General features: G+C 59.9%; 13 protein-coding genes. 5 read left to right on the forward strand and 8 right to left on the reverse strand.

Features of this window, described 5'->3' with window-relative positions; translation table 11 throughout:
- Positions 1 to 92 precede the first annotated feature (92 nt).
- Positions 93 to 1,655 (forward strand): glutamine-hydrolyzing GMP synthase, encoded by a 1,563-nt coding sequence (gene guaA / locus CCR84_RS15725; RefSeq protein WP_201214399.1) that lies wholly within the window; start codon positions 93 to 95, stop codon positions 1,653 to 1,655.
- 340 nt (positions 1,656 to 1,995) lie between these two features.
- Positions 1,996 to 3,192 carry a tyrosine-type recombinase/integrase gene (locus tag CCR84_RS15730; protein WP_201214412.1) on the forward strand — a complete coding sequence of 399 codons (1,197 nt, stop codon included), beginning with the start codon at positions 1,996 to 1,998 and terminating at the stop codon, positions 3,190 to 3,192.
- Here CCR84_RS15730 and CCR84_RS15735 read toward each other — a convergent pair.
- From CCR84_RS15735 to CCR84_RS15765, 7 genes are all read right to left on the reverse strand, one after another.
- Positions 3,179 to 3,433 carry a helix-turn-helix transcriptional regulator gene (locus CCR84_RS15735; protein WP_201214415.1) on the reverse strand — a complete coding sequence of 85 codons (255 nt, stop codon included), beginning with the start codon at positions 3,431 to 3,433 and terminating at the stop codon, positions 3,179 to 3,181. The genes CCR84_RS15730 and CCR84_RS15735 overlap by 14 nt on opposite strands.
- A gap of 995 nt (positions 3,434 to 4,428) precedes the next feature.
- A complete protein-coding gene (locus CCR84_RS15740; protein ID WP_201214417.1) occupies positions 4,429 to 5,325 on the reverse strand; it encodes a hypothetical protein in 897 nt (298 codons plus the stop codon).
- Positions 5,309 to 8,026: a hypothetical protein gene (locus CCR84_RS15745; RefSeq protein WP_201214420.1), complete on the reverse strand. Its 2,718-nt coding sequence runs from the start codon at positions 8,024 to 8,026 to the stop codon at positions 5,309 to 5,311. The genes CCR84_RS15740 and CCR84_RS15745 overlap by 17 nt, the downstream gene beginning before the upstream one ends.
- Entirely contained in the window at positions 8,020 to 8,565 is a 546-nt protein-coding gene (locus tag CCR84_RS15750) for a condensin complex protein MksE (RefSeq protein ID WP_201214421.1), read from the reverse strand. The genes CCR84_RS15745 and CCR84_RS15750 overlap by 7 nt, the downstream gene beginning before the upstream one ends.
- Entirely contained in the window at positions 8,558 to 9,799 is a 1,242-nt protein-coding gene (locus CCR84_RS15755; RefSeq protein WP_201214423.1) for a hypothetical protein, read from the reverse strand. Before CCR84_RS15755 ends, CCR84_RS15750 begins: the two co-directional genes overlap by 8 nt.
- 662 nt (positions 9,800 to 10,461) lie before the next feature.
- Positions 10,462 to 11,787, reverse strand: a complete 1,326-nt coding sequence (locus CCR84_RS15760) for a type II toxin-antitoxin system HipA family toxin (RefSeq protein WP_201214460.1) — start codon at positions 11,785 to 11,787, stop codon at positions 10,462 to 10,464.
- 2 nt (positions 11,788 to 11,789) lie between these two features.
- The gene (locus CCR84_RS15765; RefSeq protein WP_201214424.1) at positions 11,790 to 12,029 is read right to left on the reverse strand and encodes a helix-turn-helix domain-containing protein; all 240 of its coding nucleotides are present in this window, start codon (positions 12,027 to 12,029) and stop codon (positions 11,790 to 11,792) included.
- A 283-nt stretch (positions 12,030 to 12,312) separates the two neighbouring features.
- On the opposite strand from CCR84_RS15765, the gene CCR84_RS15770 reads away from it, so the two are divergent.
- From CCR84_RS15770 to CCR84_RS16650, 3 genes are all read left to right on the forward strand, one after another.
- A complete protein-coding gene (locus CCR84_RS15770; protein ID WP_201214425.1) occupies positions 12,313 to 12,783 on the forward strand; it encodes a helix-turn-helix domain-containing protein in 471 nt (156 codons plus the stop codon).
- The gene (locus CCR84_RS15775) at positions 12,783 to 13,364 is read left to right on the forward strand and encodes a PIN domain-containing protein (RefSeq protein WP_201214426.1); all 582 of its coding nucleotides are present in this window, start codon (positions 12,783 to 12,785) and stop codon (positions 13,362 to 13,364) included. Before CCR84_RS15770 ends, CCR84_RS15775 begins: the two co-directional genes overlap by 1 nt.
- 248 nt (positions 13,365 to 13,612) lie before the next feature.
- Complete coding sequence (locus CCR84_RS16650) at positions 13,613 to 13,837, forward strand: glycosyltransferase (RefSeq protein ID WP_338052634.1); 225 nt, start codon at positions 13,613 to 13,615, stop codon at positions 13,835 to 13,837.
- Here the strand turns inward: CCR84_RS16650 and CCR84_RS15785 are convergent.
- Positions 13,818 to 14,429 (reverse strand): AcaB family transcriptional regulator, encoded by a 612-nt coding sequence (locus CCR84_RS15785; RefSeq protein ID WP_201214427.1) that lies wholly within the window; start codon positions 14,427 to 14,429, stop codon positions 13,818 to 13,820. The genes CCR84_RS16650 and CCR84_RS15785 overlap by 20 nt on opposite strands.
- Between the last annotated feature and the right edge of the window lie 185 nt (positions 14,430 to 14,614).

Raw genomic sequence — 14,614 nt, forward strand, 5'->3', positions numbered from 1 at the left:
CATTCGCCTCGATTCGCCAGCACGCCGATTCCCGCACTTCCCGATGCGCGCCCTCCGGCGCTCCGACAGATTCCGACTTCCGGTACTCCACCATGGCCCACAAGAAGATCCTCATCCTCGACTTCGGTTCGCAGGTCACGCAGCTCATCGCGCGGCGCGTGCGCGAGCAGCAGGTCTATTGCGAACTCCATTCGTACGACGTCAGCGACGAGTTCGTCCGCAACTTCGGCGCCAGCGGCATCATCCTCTCGGGCGGACCGAATTCGGTCTATGAGGCCGTCGACTGCCGCGCGCCGCAGGCCGTTTTCGAACTCGGCGTGCCGGTGCTCGGCATCTGCTACGGCATGCAGACGATGGCCGAGCAGCTCGGCGGCAAGGTCGTCGGCGCCGACAAGCGCGAGTTCGGCTACGCGACGATCGAAGCCGACGACTGTGCGCTGTTCCGTGGCCTGGCCGACAGCCGCAGTGCGGCTGGCAAGGCTCAGCTGGAGGTGTGGATGAGCCACGGCGACAAGGTCGTCGAGCTGCCGGCGGGTTTCCGCGTGACCGCTTCGAACGCGGCGACGCCGATCGCGGCGATGGCCGACGAGGCGCGTGGCTTCTACGCGGTCCAGTTTCATCCGGAAGTCACGCATACCATCAAGGGCCGCGAGATGTTCGCGAACTTCGTGCACGACATCTGCGGCTGCGGTCGCGACTGGACCATGCCGGGTTACATCGACGAGGCGGTCGCCAGGATCCGCGAGCAGGTCGGCAGCGACGAGGTGATCCTGGGCCTCTCCGGTGGCGTCGATTCGTCGGTCGCTGCCGCGCTGATCCACCGCGCCATCGGGGACCAGCTCACCTGCGTCTTCGTGGACAACGGTCTCCTGCGCCTCAACGAGGGCGAGCAGGTGATGCAGACCTTCGCGCGCAATCTCGGCGTGCGCGTCATCCACGTCGACGCCACCGAGCAGTTCATGGGGCATCTCAAGGGGGTCTCCGATCCCGAGCAGAAGCGCAAGATCATCGGTCGCGAGTTCGTCGAGGTGTTCCAGGCCGAGGCCAAGAAGCTGCCCGCGGCGCGCTGGCTGGCGCAGGGCACGATCTACCCCGACGTGATCGAGTCGGCCGGCGCCAAGACCGGCAAGGCGCACGCGATCAAGAGCCACCACAACGTCGGCGGCCTGCCCGAGACGCTCAACCTGAAGCTGCTCGAACCGCTGCGCGAACTGTTCAAGGACGAAGTGCGCGAACTCGGCGTCGCGCTCGGCCTCGCGCACGAGATGGTCTATCGCCACCCCTTCCCCGGTCCCGGCCTCGGCGTGCGTATCCTCGGCGAAGTGAAGAAGGAATTCGCCGACCTCCTGCGCCGCGCCGACGCGATCTTCATCGACGAACTGCGCGCCGCCGACTGGTACGACAAGACTAGCCAGGCCTTCGCCGTCTTCCTGCCGGTGAAGAGCGTCGGCGTCATGGGTGATGGCCGCACCTACGAGTACGTCGTCGCGCTGCGTGCCGTCGAGACGCAGGACTTCATGACCGCGCGCTGGGCCGAACTGCCGCACAGCCTGCTCGGCCGGGTGTCGAACCGGATCATCAACGAAGTGCGCGGCATCAACCGCGTCGTGTACGATATCTCGGGCAAGCCGCCGGCAACGATCGAGTGGGAATGATTTGCCCTAGTGTGGTGCCAGGCACGATCTGGCACTAGAATCAACATAAGCCCATGTAAAAATGGGCTTTTTTTACGTCTGCCCTCGCATCTGGATGCATGACAATGAATTACAAAGCAACCCTTTCCCGTGGTCTGTCTGATGGTATCCTTTTGCCCGTTCAATCGATCTTGGCCGATACCATCCATTGATGTCTTGGTCTATCATGGTATCAAAAGCCGTGAAAGCCAGTCGTGGCAAGAAATATGACAGTTCTCGGTGGTGTGCTGGATCATGGTATCAAAACCACTGCGCGATACCATGGGTTTTTCGCGGAACCCAGTAAACAAGGGGAAGACAGATGCTTTCCGATACCAAGCTGCGAAATCTGAAGCCACAGGAGAAAATGTACAAAGTGGCGGACCGGGATGGCCTGTACGTAGCCGTCTCCCCTGGAGGTTCCATTTCCTTCCGCTACAACTACTCGCTGAACGGCAGGCAAGAGACGGTCACCTTCGGGCAGTACGGCTTGGGCGGCATCACTTTGGCGGAAGCACGGGAACGGTTGGGTGAGGCCAAGAAGATGCTCGCCGACGGCAAGTCACCGGCGCGGGAGAAGGCGCGTGCCAAGGAGCGCGCGAAGGAGGAGAAGACTTTCGATGACTGGGCGCAGGACTGGCTGCGCGGCTACGAGATGGCCGACTCAACCCGCGATATGCGCAGGGCGTGCTACCAACGCGACCTCAAGCGTCCGTTTGGCAACAAGCTGCTGACCGAGATCACCCACGACGATCTGCGCCAGCTCACCGACAAAATCGTGGAGCGTGGGGCGCCAGCCACGGCGGTCCATGCCCGTGAAGTCGTGATGCAGATTTACCGCTGGGCCAATGAACGTGGGCAGAGTGTTGAAAACCCGGCAGACAAGGTAAGGCCGACAGCCATCGCCAAGTTCCAGCCACGGGAACGCGCCCTGTCGCCGGACGAAATCGGCCTGATGTACGAGTATTTGCAGAAGGTAGCAGCCGGCCCCCAGTTCAAGGTGGCATGCAAGCTGCTGCTACTGACGATGGTGCGCAAGGGCGAACTGACCAATGCCAAGTGGTCGGAGATCAGTTTCACCGATGCACTGTGGACGATTCCCAAGGAGCGGATGAAGCGGCGCAATCCGCATCTGGTTTTTCTGTCCAGGCAAGCTCTTGACATATTTATGGCGCTCAAGACCTTCGCCGGTGGATCTGAATGGGTACTGCCATCAAGGTACGACGCCAGGAAGCCGATGAGTGACGCGACACTGAACCGGGTGCTGGAACTGGTCTACACGCAAGCCCAGAACGATGGCAAGGAGCTGGCCAAATTTGGCCCTCACGACTTGCGGCGCACAGCGAGCACTTTGCTACACGAGGCAGGGTACAGCGCGGACTGGATTGAAAAGTGTCTCGCCCATGAGCAGCGCGGAGTGCGGGCTGTGTACAACAAGGCCGAGTACCGCGCGCAGCGCACGGCCATGTTGCAGGACTGGGCGGACATGATCGACGGCTGGACGATCAAGAAGCAATGATCGTCCGGCCGGGACGAGCTGCTTGGCTACCTCTGGCTTTGCGGTCCTCGATCCACGCCTTCACCTCTCCCAGGTTCCAGGCAACGTTCCGGCTGGTGAGCGCGATCCGGGTCGGAAAGTCCCCTCGCTTCTCCAGGTTGTAGATCGTTCGATCGGACAACGGAACCATGCTGAGAAGCTGTTTGCGGTTGATCAGAACCAGTCCGGGGCTCTTCAGCTCGTGGTCTTGAATGGTGCGCATATCGTCCTCCGCTAGGTGCTGGGTGTTGCCAATGTAGTCCGTGCCAGTGGCATTTTTCCGGCGAAAAGCGCGCACTTCTGAAGCGTTTAAGCTCAGCTCGGCTGCATGCGAGGTGGAACAGTGGGGAACACCGGCCGGGGGGGCTGCGCGGGGCCAGGACGGCAAAATACGCTGTGATCGTTGTCCGATTCCTTGGGCGGAATACGAAGGCATCGCTTTCATCGATGCTTGGGATGCTTACGAGTGGTGTGAGGAAAGGGGCGTAGTCAGTGGCCGCTTCTGGGAAGGCGACATAGGGCACACGTCTTGGGGTGCGTACAAAAACGTGAAGGTCACCTTCCGCGTTGTGCTGGACGTTGAGGAGTGAAGCGATGTTCAACGACCACAATACAAACTGCGTTAACCGTCAAGGCAAACCACGTCGTTCCTTCCTAGAGCGACAATCGGCAGCGGAAGGTGCTCGGTACGTTCTCGAAGTTTATGGCCATAGCATGGAGCCGTACCGCTGTCATCGATGCGGATCTTGGCACCTAAGTCCTGCCGAAAGGCACACTCCGTGCCATTATTGCCATGATTGTGACAAGCAAGCGTACAACTCGGAGGTATCTGCCGAACGTCAGGCCCTTATCTTGGAGCGAGAGCAGGGAATTCTGCTTCGTGTCTACGAATGCCCATACGGTGAGGGGTGGCACCTAACAAGCCGCCTTTAAACCGCTAGCGTCCCCTCGCGAATGAGTGGCGGAAACCTCTACTCATTCGCGAGGCAAAACTCTATCGTACTTATTCCCAGGTAAATGACAGGAGGTCCGCGCTTGTGCAAGCGGCCCGGACGCGGCATTCCGCCTGCGCCACTGAGGTCACAATAGTTGTATCGTTCATCTGCCGGCAAGGCCATCGCCGACTTCGCGATTCAAGTCTCCTCGTCACACGGTAAGTGCGCCGCTACTGGGGCAACCGGTAGCGGCGCATTGTTTTTAACGACAGCGATTTTTGGGTTAAAGCCTGCCTTTTAAGGGATATCCTGTCAGAAGAGCTTCGTGCTCAAGCCCTCCTGCGTACTCCTGCATTAAGGACAGTACGCGCTGGACACCCGGGTGCGCACTGCCGGCAAGTTTTGGCAGCAGACGGGAGGAGGCTGCGAGCAAATCACGCTGCTGGTACGTGTGGAATAACTCCTCAAGATTATCTGGCAAAAACAGGCTGGCGCGTTCGCCCATCGCGGAGTTCAATCGCAGGAATTCACTGAGACCGACTGGGTCGTAGTCCCCGTAGTGAGTAATTGTTGAACCGCTCATTATGGGGCTGGACAACCAGGCGACCAGCCGGCGAGACATCCGTCCGTAGGTGGCAATAACGAGATCGATGCTGTCATTTTTCCAGGGGGCGTCCGCAATAAAGACTGTCGGATTCTCGCAGGAGGCAACTCGTCCGTTAAAGACCGGCAGAGGGAACTCGTCATGTCGTCGGTCATGCAGGACAAACGCACCAAATCCTCCGGGCGTCCCAGATCCAAATACGAGTCGATGACCGATCTGTAGCGGAAGCTTACCGGTCAACCGGAACTCGACGATCTCAAAATCGAGTCCTCCCATCGCCTTTGTGTTTCTGTGACGCGACAGTGCAAAGGTTCGCCGATCGAAGTCCTCCTCATCCGCTCCTTCTGGATGCATGAGTCCCGCCGGGTATTGCTTATCGATGAACGCCCTCAGCGCCTCCGGGTTGCGAACCACAATTGCCCGTCCCGCGCCGACGCGCACCGCCTGGAGAACATCGGCGTGCAACAGGGGAAGCAGGCGATCGCTGGATTTCCCTCTTACACGGCTGTGCGGAATTGACCCTTGTTCCCGCAAATCGGCCAGCAGTCCGGCAAAAGGATCAAGAGGCGTTGGCAAATTCCGCCTCCGGAGATTTGGTACGGCGCTCGATGCGGCGCTTCGGGTCGATGAACGTCCGTCCCCCGATGCGCTGAACGAAATCAATGTTCGACGCTGACGGCGATGGCAGGGTCGACGCCATTACTGGGCAGAAACCGTTCTTTTCCGCCATGGACAGGATCGCATGCAAATTCGCAGCATCAATCTGGTGAGCCTCGTCGAAGAAGAACGGAAGCATGAACGCCTTGTTCTTGCGCATCATGGCCCGGATCAGGACGATGTTGAACAGAATCTTGATCGTCAGTGTGGTGCCATTGGACTCGATGGTGCTGATGTCGTCGTAACGCTTGGTTTCCCCTCTGTCGGTGACAATGCTGAAACGCACGCCAAACCAATCAGACAAGCGAAGCACGCGCGTCGCTTTGATCGTTTGGTCGATCATGCGAATGGCTTCATCCGTCTTCGCGGGGTCCTCCAGGAGGTCTCCTCGAGCGGCCAGTTGCCGATAGTGCCTTGTCGTCTCGGTGTTCTCGTAGACTTCGAGGGTCATCTTGCTCAGGTTCGAGACGGCTACGCCGGCGATCTCGCGGTTGAACCGATCGATACATCCCCGGAGACCGTCGAATCCGTGGCACATGTTGTTGAACGATGCGCGCATCCCGTTAACGACATCGCCAAGCAGCCGATGGAATGAACGATCATGTTCAGGCAGGGAGTCGATCGCTTCGATCATGGCGTCGATTCGTTGGTCAGGGGTAGAGCCTTCAAACCCGTCCTGGGTGACGACCTCGGCGTTCCCGAGAATCTGGAGCATTTTTGCTTCAGCCTCGGTGTATCGCACGAATAGCGCAGCATACTGCGAATGCAATTGTTTCGCGTCGCAGTCCTGCCATTCCGGATCGGGAACGCCAACCGGCCACGCAGGATCCGGCGGTGTGGGCCGCATGCCATCGAGTGCGTGTTGACGTTCTCTGTACCCGTTGTTCGCGCTCTGCAGGGCGCTGCGCAATTCGACGCGTTTTTTTGCCGCCTCGGTAATCTTGTGGCGACTGGTTGCATTGTCTGTTTGCCTCTGCGTAACCCCAGCGAGTTCCTTCTTTTTGCCCGGCTCGAGTTCGGCGTTCGCAGTCCAATCTGCATAACGTCGAGCCTTCGCTTTGGCAGCGTCCAGTTCTTTCTGCAAGTCAGATCGCCGTGACTTCAGCGCCGCCATATTGCGTGCCGCCTCGAGGTCGTCTGCGATCTTCGCCACCCGCTGCTGAAGACTCTCGATTTCGGCGTTCAGCGTTGCGATATCGACCACGGCAGCGCCGCCGCTGTCGGGAAGCTGATCGAGGAAGATGGTAGCGCCGGCGGCTTGCAGTTGCCCGATGTCGACATGGCCATGAACAGCCTTCAGGGTTGCCACAAGAAGTGCTTCATCGGCGATTTCGACAACGCCGGGCTCAACTGGCAGACGCAGGATTGCGGGGTTGAATATGCGCGCAAGATCCGTGATGGCCTCGTGCCCGAGGCGTTCGAGCAACCGGGTGCCAACGAGCGACGCATGCTTGTCACGTTGTTGCGTGGTCAGCAAAAGCTTGCGCTGCGCCTCGATCAGTTGCCGCTCGATCACGGTCGGGTCACCGGCATTCACGATTTTCCCCGTGAGAACGTCGATCTCCTCGGCGAGGCTCGCGGCCTGTTGCTCTGCGAGCTTCGGGAGGTAATCACGCAAGGCAAGCGTTTCGGTGGCGAAGGCCGAAATCCAGTCGCCCACACGCGTCAATTCGCGAACGATCTGGGTGTTTTCCGCCTCCAGTCGCAGCATCTCTTGCCGTTCGTTTTCGTCCTCAGCCTCCAATGCCTGCAGCCGCTTCTGATCGTTGGCCTTGGCGGTTTCGAGGTCATTTTGTTCTCGGGCCTTCGTCGCCACCAGCGTTGCATAGAGGGCTGGCAGGTTGCGCCGGGCATTGTCGCGCTTGTTTCGTTCGTTCTTGAGCGACCCCGCCATCTCCCCAACTTTGCGCAGGTTGGCCAGCTTGGCGCGTTCCGCGGTGAGCGTCGAGAGCAGGTCGGCATATTCCCGGTAAAGGTCGATTTCGGCCGTGGGAATTTCATGCCTGTAGGTATTGAGGAGGGTGCCTTTCACGTCGTCTTGTGACAGGTGCTTCAGGCGCAGCAGGTTCTTCAGCAAGAAGGCGAAATCGCTGTAACGACTTGGGTTTTGAAGTGGCACGATCCCCATGTTCAAGGCCGGCACAGAAAAATCGCCGACCAGCGCAGCGCGCAACTCATTGGGTTCGAGGAGTCTGAAATCCCGGTCCGACAACCGCGCCTTGACCTCGGCAAATGGGCGCAGTCGCCCATCCTCGGACATGAAATCCTCAGAGCGATACGAACCGACGAAAGCGAAGCGCTCGACGTGGAAATTGCCTACCTGCCCTCGTCCGCGCAACCCCACTGTAACGAAGTTGCCGCTGGCCGTTGCAACCTCGAAGATCACGGTGCTGGCGTCGCTGCCGAAGTAGTAGCGCCGCGTTTCTTCCCAGTGATGGTCGCCGAAACGCATCTCGTTGAACGACGGGATATACAGGAAATTAAGCGTCGAGATCAGAGATGTTTTCCCGACATTATTTGGCCCCACCAGCAGCGTAGAAGAGCCCAGCACTATCTCTGCGTACTCGAAGTTGCCGGCGCGCATCAGGATGAGGCGCCGCGGTCCGGGTGTGATCAGCATGCCGCCTCCGCGACTGGTGTCTTTGTGGTTTCGGACGTTGGAGCCTCCTGCCGGCAGGCATCGACAATCCGATGAATAGGGGGCAGAAAGCGAAAGCCGTTGTTCAACTGCACCACGAAGCCAAAGTTCTCGAGGGTGCGCACAATGTCGCTCAAGTCGCCCTGGTTCGTTACTTCAACATGGGCCATGTACCCGCGATAGCGTTCGCTGCTGAGATGGGGAAGTGCATCAACGAACAGTTCCTTCCCGGACAGCAACTCGGAGATGCTTGCTCCGGCGTCGGCGGCCGCGTCGATCAATATGTACACGAACAGGGCAAGGCGCTGGACCCGGTCCGCAAGCCCGCGGTTGGACCCTTCGAAGTAGTAAAAGGCTCTGGCGTCCTGGACCAGCTTGAAGCCGAGGGCCGCAAATATCTGAACGTAGTCGTCGGGACGCTGCTGCAACGCAATGAACAGTTCGCCATCATGTGCAGATAGGTGCCTTCCCCGCGATAACTCGCGGAAGAGCGGTTCGAGTTTGTCAGGGAGGTCAAGCACGGGCGATCCTTATCGGAAAGTAGGAATAGTCGGCGTCGGCGGTTTCCAGCAGTGCGCGGCTATCCCCTATGGACACGGCAAAATCAGGATGAGCGCCCAGATGCATCATCCCGTGGAGGCGCTGTTGCTCCGGGAAATCTGGGTAGCAGGCAAATAGCCATTGCAGCAGATCGGGCTGCTGTCCAGCTGCACGCAGTTCCAAAGCGGCTTGCTCGAAATCTAGAACCTTCATCGAGGGGTCGGTTCTGCCGGCAGCCTCATCCATCCTGATCGGACCCGGATCAGGTCTGTTTGCATGTTCCGCTACGCCGGCGAGGTAGTCGGTGAGCACATACGCGGAAAACAGGCCATCGGGCCGCCAACGGGCAATCGGCAGCTGCGCAACCACTTCGTCCAGTGCCCGAACGCCTTCACGTCCGACTCGCTCGAGCGTTGTACTCACCGATGCCGCCAGAGCGTGGTCACGCCGGATCTGCTTAAACAGGGGGGTCACTTCGCGCAGGCATGAATGGAAATCTGTCCACGCAACGTCCTTGAGCTTTCTGACTGAAGCGATAATCCGCGTAGCGATTTCCGGAACGTATGGATTGTTCGACATGCGTTCACGCGCACCGCGTGCTACGGCGATGAGTTCGGCAGCGCGCTGCTCCATCGCTCCACCGACGTCGACCAAGGCTCCAAGCGGGGTCAGGTGACGCTCCTGTAACTGGGTGATGAAAAGATAGCGTTCGCGCAGCGAGCGATTATCCTGCCTGCTTTTGATGCGCATGATTTCGTGCAGGACGGCTTGGTGGTTCTGCTGCGACAGCGCCCGCGCAGCGTCAAGCCCCTGCTTTAGCCCAGTACCGGCGATGCGCACAAGATCGACGTCTTCCTGCTCCACCGCTTGCCGGAAGTCTTCGGTCAGGTGTGCGATCTCATCGATCAGCGGGGTAAGCTGCCCGGGCGCCGCCAGGCGCTGACGCATGGTCAGGTGGCGCAAAAACTCGCCAACGATATGCGGGACTTCCCATTCGAACCCAGACTCGTCCGTCGCATCCAGTAATCCGTACTCGCTCAGCAACTTGATGGCTAGCTCGATCGGGCGGGTGTCATCCGGCTTGTACTTCTGTTGCAGGGATCGCAAGTCCGACAGCATCAGCGGATCATTCCTGCCGGCCATGTCCGCAAGCATCGGGAAATACTCTGCGGCGAGCTGCAGTGTACGAAAGGGGTTGGTGGTTACGGTGTCCAAAACAGTCTCACGTCAGTGCATCGATCTTCTCGGGCGCTCTGGTAGCAGCAGTGGCGGCACAGCAAAAAGGCTTTCATGGTAGCAGCAGGGACGCCACAATCGGCGCGACTGCTGTTGCGACGGCGCCCCATAAGAGAATAATCGCCACCGCCGCTATTTTATATTGCTCGGCGCACGATCAGCCTCTCGGCATTTTTCGGACGATCAGCAGCATCTTCCCGACCCGCAATGCGTCGAGCGCCAGCAGCAGCCAAAACGCGGCACTCCTGCTGCGGACCCACTCGATGGCGGGCCAGATTGCACTACTGGCGGACCACTGGGGGAACGACACGAATCGTTGCATTGATTGCCGAACGATGCGGCCCACCGTCAGTGGGCACTGAACTATTCCGCTGTTGCTCTACAGCTGTAGACTGCTGGTCGCGTGGGTCGCCACGATCACGGCATTGTGCTCCTGATAGCCGGAAGCAATCTTCGCAGGAGCGGATGCCAGGTGGCGACACTGATCTGTGGGAACGGCAGCCCGTGGCCTCTACTCCTGGCCTTGCTCTGCATTCGTTCAACGAACGTGTCATTACCGTGATAGATCTGCTGGCCCAACGGTACTGAACAATGCGAGACCTGACCCCCATGTGCTTTTTTCACGGTAAGGTCCCCAGAATTCAGAGCCGCCTGGCCGAGGCATTCAGGCCATTGGCGACGGCTGCGAAGACATCCTCGGGGAAATCCGCTGGCAGCACTCGACTCACTGCTTCCAGCACGCTCGGGACACGCGAAATCAGTGTGTCGATGAGGGAATTCATGTCGGCGCCGAGACCACATCGCTGCGCCATCTCGATGAAATGACGTCGCTGGATGTCGCGCAGCCGGTAGTGGCGGTTCTTGCCGCGCACGGCCATGGCCAGGCGGAGCTTCTCGTAGTCGAGGTGATTCGCGCCCGTTCCGGTGACTGGCCAGGCGGACAACACGTCGTAGAGGGGCGTCAGGCGGTAACGCCCGCCAGAGTGCACGAAGAGCGAGAAGTTCTTCGCGTGACCATCCGTCGCGGCGAGCATCCAGAAGAGTAGTTGCGCCTGCAATAGCGTCTGCAGGTCGGCCTCGCGCGTCTCCGAGTTGTGCAGGATGCGGGCGATGTCCACCAGTCCGGGACCGCCATCGGCTTCGTACTTGGCCCGAGGGGGCGTGCCGGTGGCCTGGCAGAAGTCTTCCTGGGGTAGGCGCAGCCAGTAGTCCCCGGAACTCGCCAGCCGGCGGTCGAAGCGTTCGACGACCAGCACCTTCTGGTCCCCGAAGTGCTGAATCTCGCACGCGGCGACCGGTAGACCGAAGCCAGCCAGGATCCGGGCGCAGAGCCACTCGTTCTCGACGGAGGTGCGCATGTCCGCCTGACGGTTGCCGACCAGGCCGAGCGGCAGCTTGAAGATGTGGGTCGTCGGCGTGGCCCGCAAGGGGCGGCACCAGCGTCCTTCATGCCAGGTCAGCGCGGTCTTCTCCTGGGCTCCGGCGATGGAGATGCGAAAGTCGTCGTCGGCGCTGGTCTGGCCAAGCGCGGTGCCCGGGGCAACCGTGCTTTTCAGGATGCGTGCCACGCCGGCTTCGTCGAGCGGCTCCACCTCGATGCGGAACACGTTGTCGGGTTCGACGTCATCGGCCAGGAGCTGCACGGCGCCCACGCAGTCCCGACCGATGGCCTGGAGGAGGTCGAAGGCACCGGTACTTTCGGTGCGGAAGCGTGACTGCAGGCGCGCGCGGATGCGGCCGCTGTCCGGCAGCAGGTTGTCGAAGTAGTTGCCGACGAGTTCGCCACGCAGAGGCAGATTGTCGAGCGTGAAGGGCAGGGAGAGGGACAGGGGGCGGCCTTCGGGCGACGCCATCCAGCCCGGTTCGTACTGAAACTCGGTCGCTCCCCGCGCTGGCAGGCGCCACTGGCCAACCCGCTTGCCGTTGGTCCAGACAGTCAGGGAGCGTGCGTGGGAAGGGCGGCCCATGGCTACCACTCGCTTTCGGAGGAGGGGGACGTCTTCTCCTGCAGCACCAGTTCCAGTCCGAGCAGGCTCGCCAGCGCGAGCAGGCGGTCGAGGTTGAGGCGATCGGGGTTCGCTTCAAGCTCCGACAGACGGTTCTGGCTGAGACCGAGGCGCGCGGCGACGGCAGCCTGGGACAGACGCAGTGCCTTTCGTCGAGTGACGAGAATCTGGCCGGCCTGCTGGGGCGAGTTGAGCTTGAGCATGAATTTAGATCGGAAATGTCGATAAAAAGACGATATCGTTTTTTTCGATAAATGTTAAATATCGGATTTAACGATTATGTTATGGTGAGCCCTCCTCGAGCGATCGTCAAGCGTCATCGAATTACGGGGACGCTATATTTAATTCCGATCGCTCGCTCAGAGTTCCGGGTGAGTCCACTCGCTTCCATTCATTTGATGCGCTTGCTGCATTTAGTGCACTTGCTGTGCTATCCTGTGTTTGGCTGGGTGTCGATGCCCTAGCTCACCAAGACCGGAGAAAGACATGCGTACGATTGATCGTGTTCGGGAGGTTTCACCTCCGCCGCTGAACGCCAAGGACAAGGAGATGGTCCGGGTTGCCCAGCGTTGCATCATGGCTTCCCTGGACCATTCTCGTGCTGCCGCCATCACGCTGACTACCGACACGGGTGAGCACCCCACGGTCGAGGTTCCTCCTGCCGCCCTCAAGCTGATCGGTCAACTGCTGGGGGCCATGAGCGAAGGACGCCCCATCGTTTTGATGCCGACCGAGCAGGAGTTCACGACGGTCGAAGCGGCTAATTTTTTGAATGTCTCCCGCCCGTTTGTGATCAAGGAGATGGAAGCCGGTCGGCTACCTCATCGAAAGGTAGGCTCGCATCGTCGCATCGCCTTGGAGGACTTGCTGGCCTACGCAGAGAAAATGCGAGCACAGCAAGCCAGTGCCCTGGAGCGACTGGCCGATAATGCTCGAGAGTTGGGGTTGGATTACTGATGGCCGGGCACGCCCGCTACACGGCGCTGTTGGATGCCTGCGTCTTGTATCCGCTGGCGATGACAGATGCGCTGATGAGCTTGGCCACGGCTGGATTTTTCGCGGCCAAGTGGACAACCAGGATTGAAGACGAGTGGATACGCTCACTCGAAAAACAGCGCCCAGACCTGGTGGGGAAACTCGGTGTAAGGCGCGACTGCATGCGGGATGCCATCCCGGACTGGGAAGTGCCGGAGTCGGCTTGGTCTTCACTCGTGCGCGGGATTGAGCTGCCAGATCCCAACGATGTTCATGTGTTGGCAGCCGCCATTGCCGGGCACGCCGATTGTATCGTCACCTCCAACTTGAAGGACTTTCCGGACGCAGTCCTGCTGGAGTATGGCATCGAGGCCATCGACCCTGATACCTTCATCATCAACCAGTGGGACCTTGATCCCGTGAATGCCATTGCGGCGTTCAAGCGAATGCGTGCTCGGCGCAAGAAGCCTCAATCCAGTGCCGAAGATTTTGCTTACGCGTTGGAGTTGGGCGGTTTGCCAACGACCGCTGAAAGGCTTAGGTTGGCCGCCGAATTGATTTGATACGGTGCCATGTTGCATGCGCACGACCGAGAGGTTTTCCCCAATTCTGGGGACTTTAGGCTTGATTCGGACGCTTGCTCGTGACGGTGGGCAGGTGCAAGCCTCGCCGGCCACTATTGTGGGAGCGGCGGCAGCCGCGAATGGGCGCGTGCCTTGCGCCGAGGTGCCAGCCCGGTTCTCGGCTGTCGCCGCTCCTGTAGAGATCAAAGCCGCTGGCATCCCCGGATCTGGCACTTCCGGATCGCGGCATTTACGACGCGCTGAATAAGGGCATCGCCGGCGCCAGGGGTGATGTGGTCGGGTTCTTGCACGCCGACTATGTGTTCGCCGGACCGGACATGCTGGCCTGGGTGGCCGCGGCCTTTGCCGACCCGACGGTGTCCGCGGTTTATGGTGATCTGCAATACGTGCGCAAGGTTGACGTCAGCAAGGTGGTGCGGGGGATCAGAGCACCTATTCGCTTGGCGCAGTGACGCCCGCAGCCACTGTGTCGCCAGCGCTTGCACCGTCATCCGTTGTGTCTTTGGCACCATCTTCCTTCCTGCGAGCAGCGATGATGGCGCGTCCGGCGATCGTCCTGATTCCCCCCGCCAGCCGCAACAGCCGGCGTTTCCATTCGTAGATGCTGCGCGAGTAGACGCTGTCCGCGATGACGCCCGACAGCCATAGCGTGTCGAGCTTGGCGATCAGGCCGTCGAATTCCCGGATGAGGCCCACGTAGCGCACGGCACGGGGGGAGGTGATCCTGGCTTCGACTTCCTTGGGGTGGGAGTAATCGATCCCCTTGAATTCGATGCCGTTTGCTTCGGCCATCTTGTCCAGGCGGGATCCCTCGTTGCGCATGTCCTCGAACAGCTTGTTCAGTCGCTCATCGACGAGTTGCTCGACCTCGTGCGCCTGGTCGTCGGTTCCGATGATCCGCAAGACGACGGATAGGGAGAAGATGGCGTTCGCGCACAACTCGAAGCCACGATCGAAGGCTTGCTGGGCATGGAACGATTGCAGCTGTACCTTCTGGGTGAAATAGGGATGGCTCTTGGCGTTGTCCCGAGATGTGCCGGGCATTGGATTCTCCCGAGGAAGAGGACGGGAGCCATGCTATGCAATGTCATGGGGATGGCCGGCGATGAAAAGCGCCCATAAACGCAACGTCTTGGAGTTGCCGTGGCTGCGGTGATGGCTAGAATTTCCATCATCATGTGAAGTGCGTGATGCCTTCGCTGTAGCGGTAGCTGGCCGCTTGAAACAAG

It is taken from the genome of Rhodocyclus purpureus (assembly GCF_016653115.1).
GTDB lineage: Bacteria > Pseudomonadota > Gammaproteobacteria > Burkholderiales > Rhodocyclaceae > Rhodocyclus > Rhodocyclus purpureus.

Coding starts and splice junctions, on each gene's coding strand:
- guaA (WP_201214399.1), top strand. CDS start 93: ATGGCCCACAAGAAGATCCTCATCCTCGACTTCGGTTCGCAGGTCACG.
- CCR84_RS15730 (WP_201214412.1), top strand. CDS start 1,996: ATGCTTTCCGATACCAAGCTGCGAAATCTGAAGCCACAGGAGAAAATG.
- CCR84_RS15735 (WP_201214415.1), bottom strand. CDS start 3,433: ATGCGCACCATTCAAGACCACGAGCTGAAGAGCCCCGGACTGGTTCTG.
- CCR84_RS15745 (WP_201214420.1), bottom strand. CDS start 8,026: ATGCTGATCACACCCGGACCGCGGCGCCTCATCCTGATGCGCGCCGGC.
- CCR84_RS15760 (WP_201214460.1), bottom strand. CDS start 11,787: ATGGGCCGCCCTTCCCACGCACGCTCCCTGACTGTCTGGACCAACGGC.
- CCR84_RS15765 (WP_201214424.1), bottom strand. CDS start 12,029: ATGCTCAAGCTCAACTCGCCCCAGCAGGCCGGCCAGATTCTCGTCACT.
- CCR84_RS15770 (WP_201214425.1), top strand. CDS start 12,313: ATGCGTACGATTGATCGTGTTCGGGAGGTTTCACCTCCGCCGCTGAAC.
- CCR84_RS15775 (WP_201214426.1), top strand. CDS start 12,783: ATGGCCGGGCACGCCCGCTACACGGCGCTGTTGGATGCCTGCGTCTTG.
- CCR84_RS15785 (WP_201214427.1), bottom strand. CDS start 14,429: ATGCCCGGCACATCTCGGGACAACGCCAAGAGCCATCCCTATTTCACC.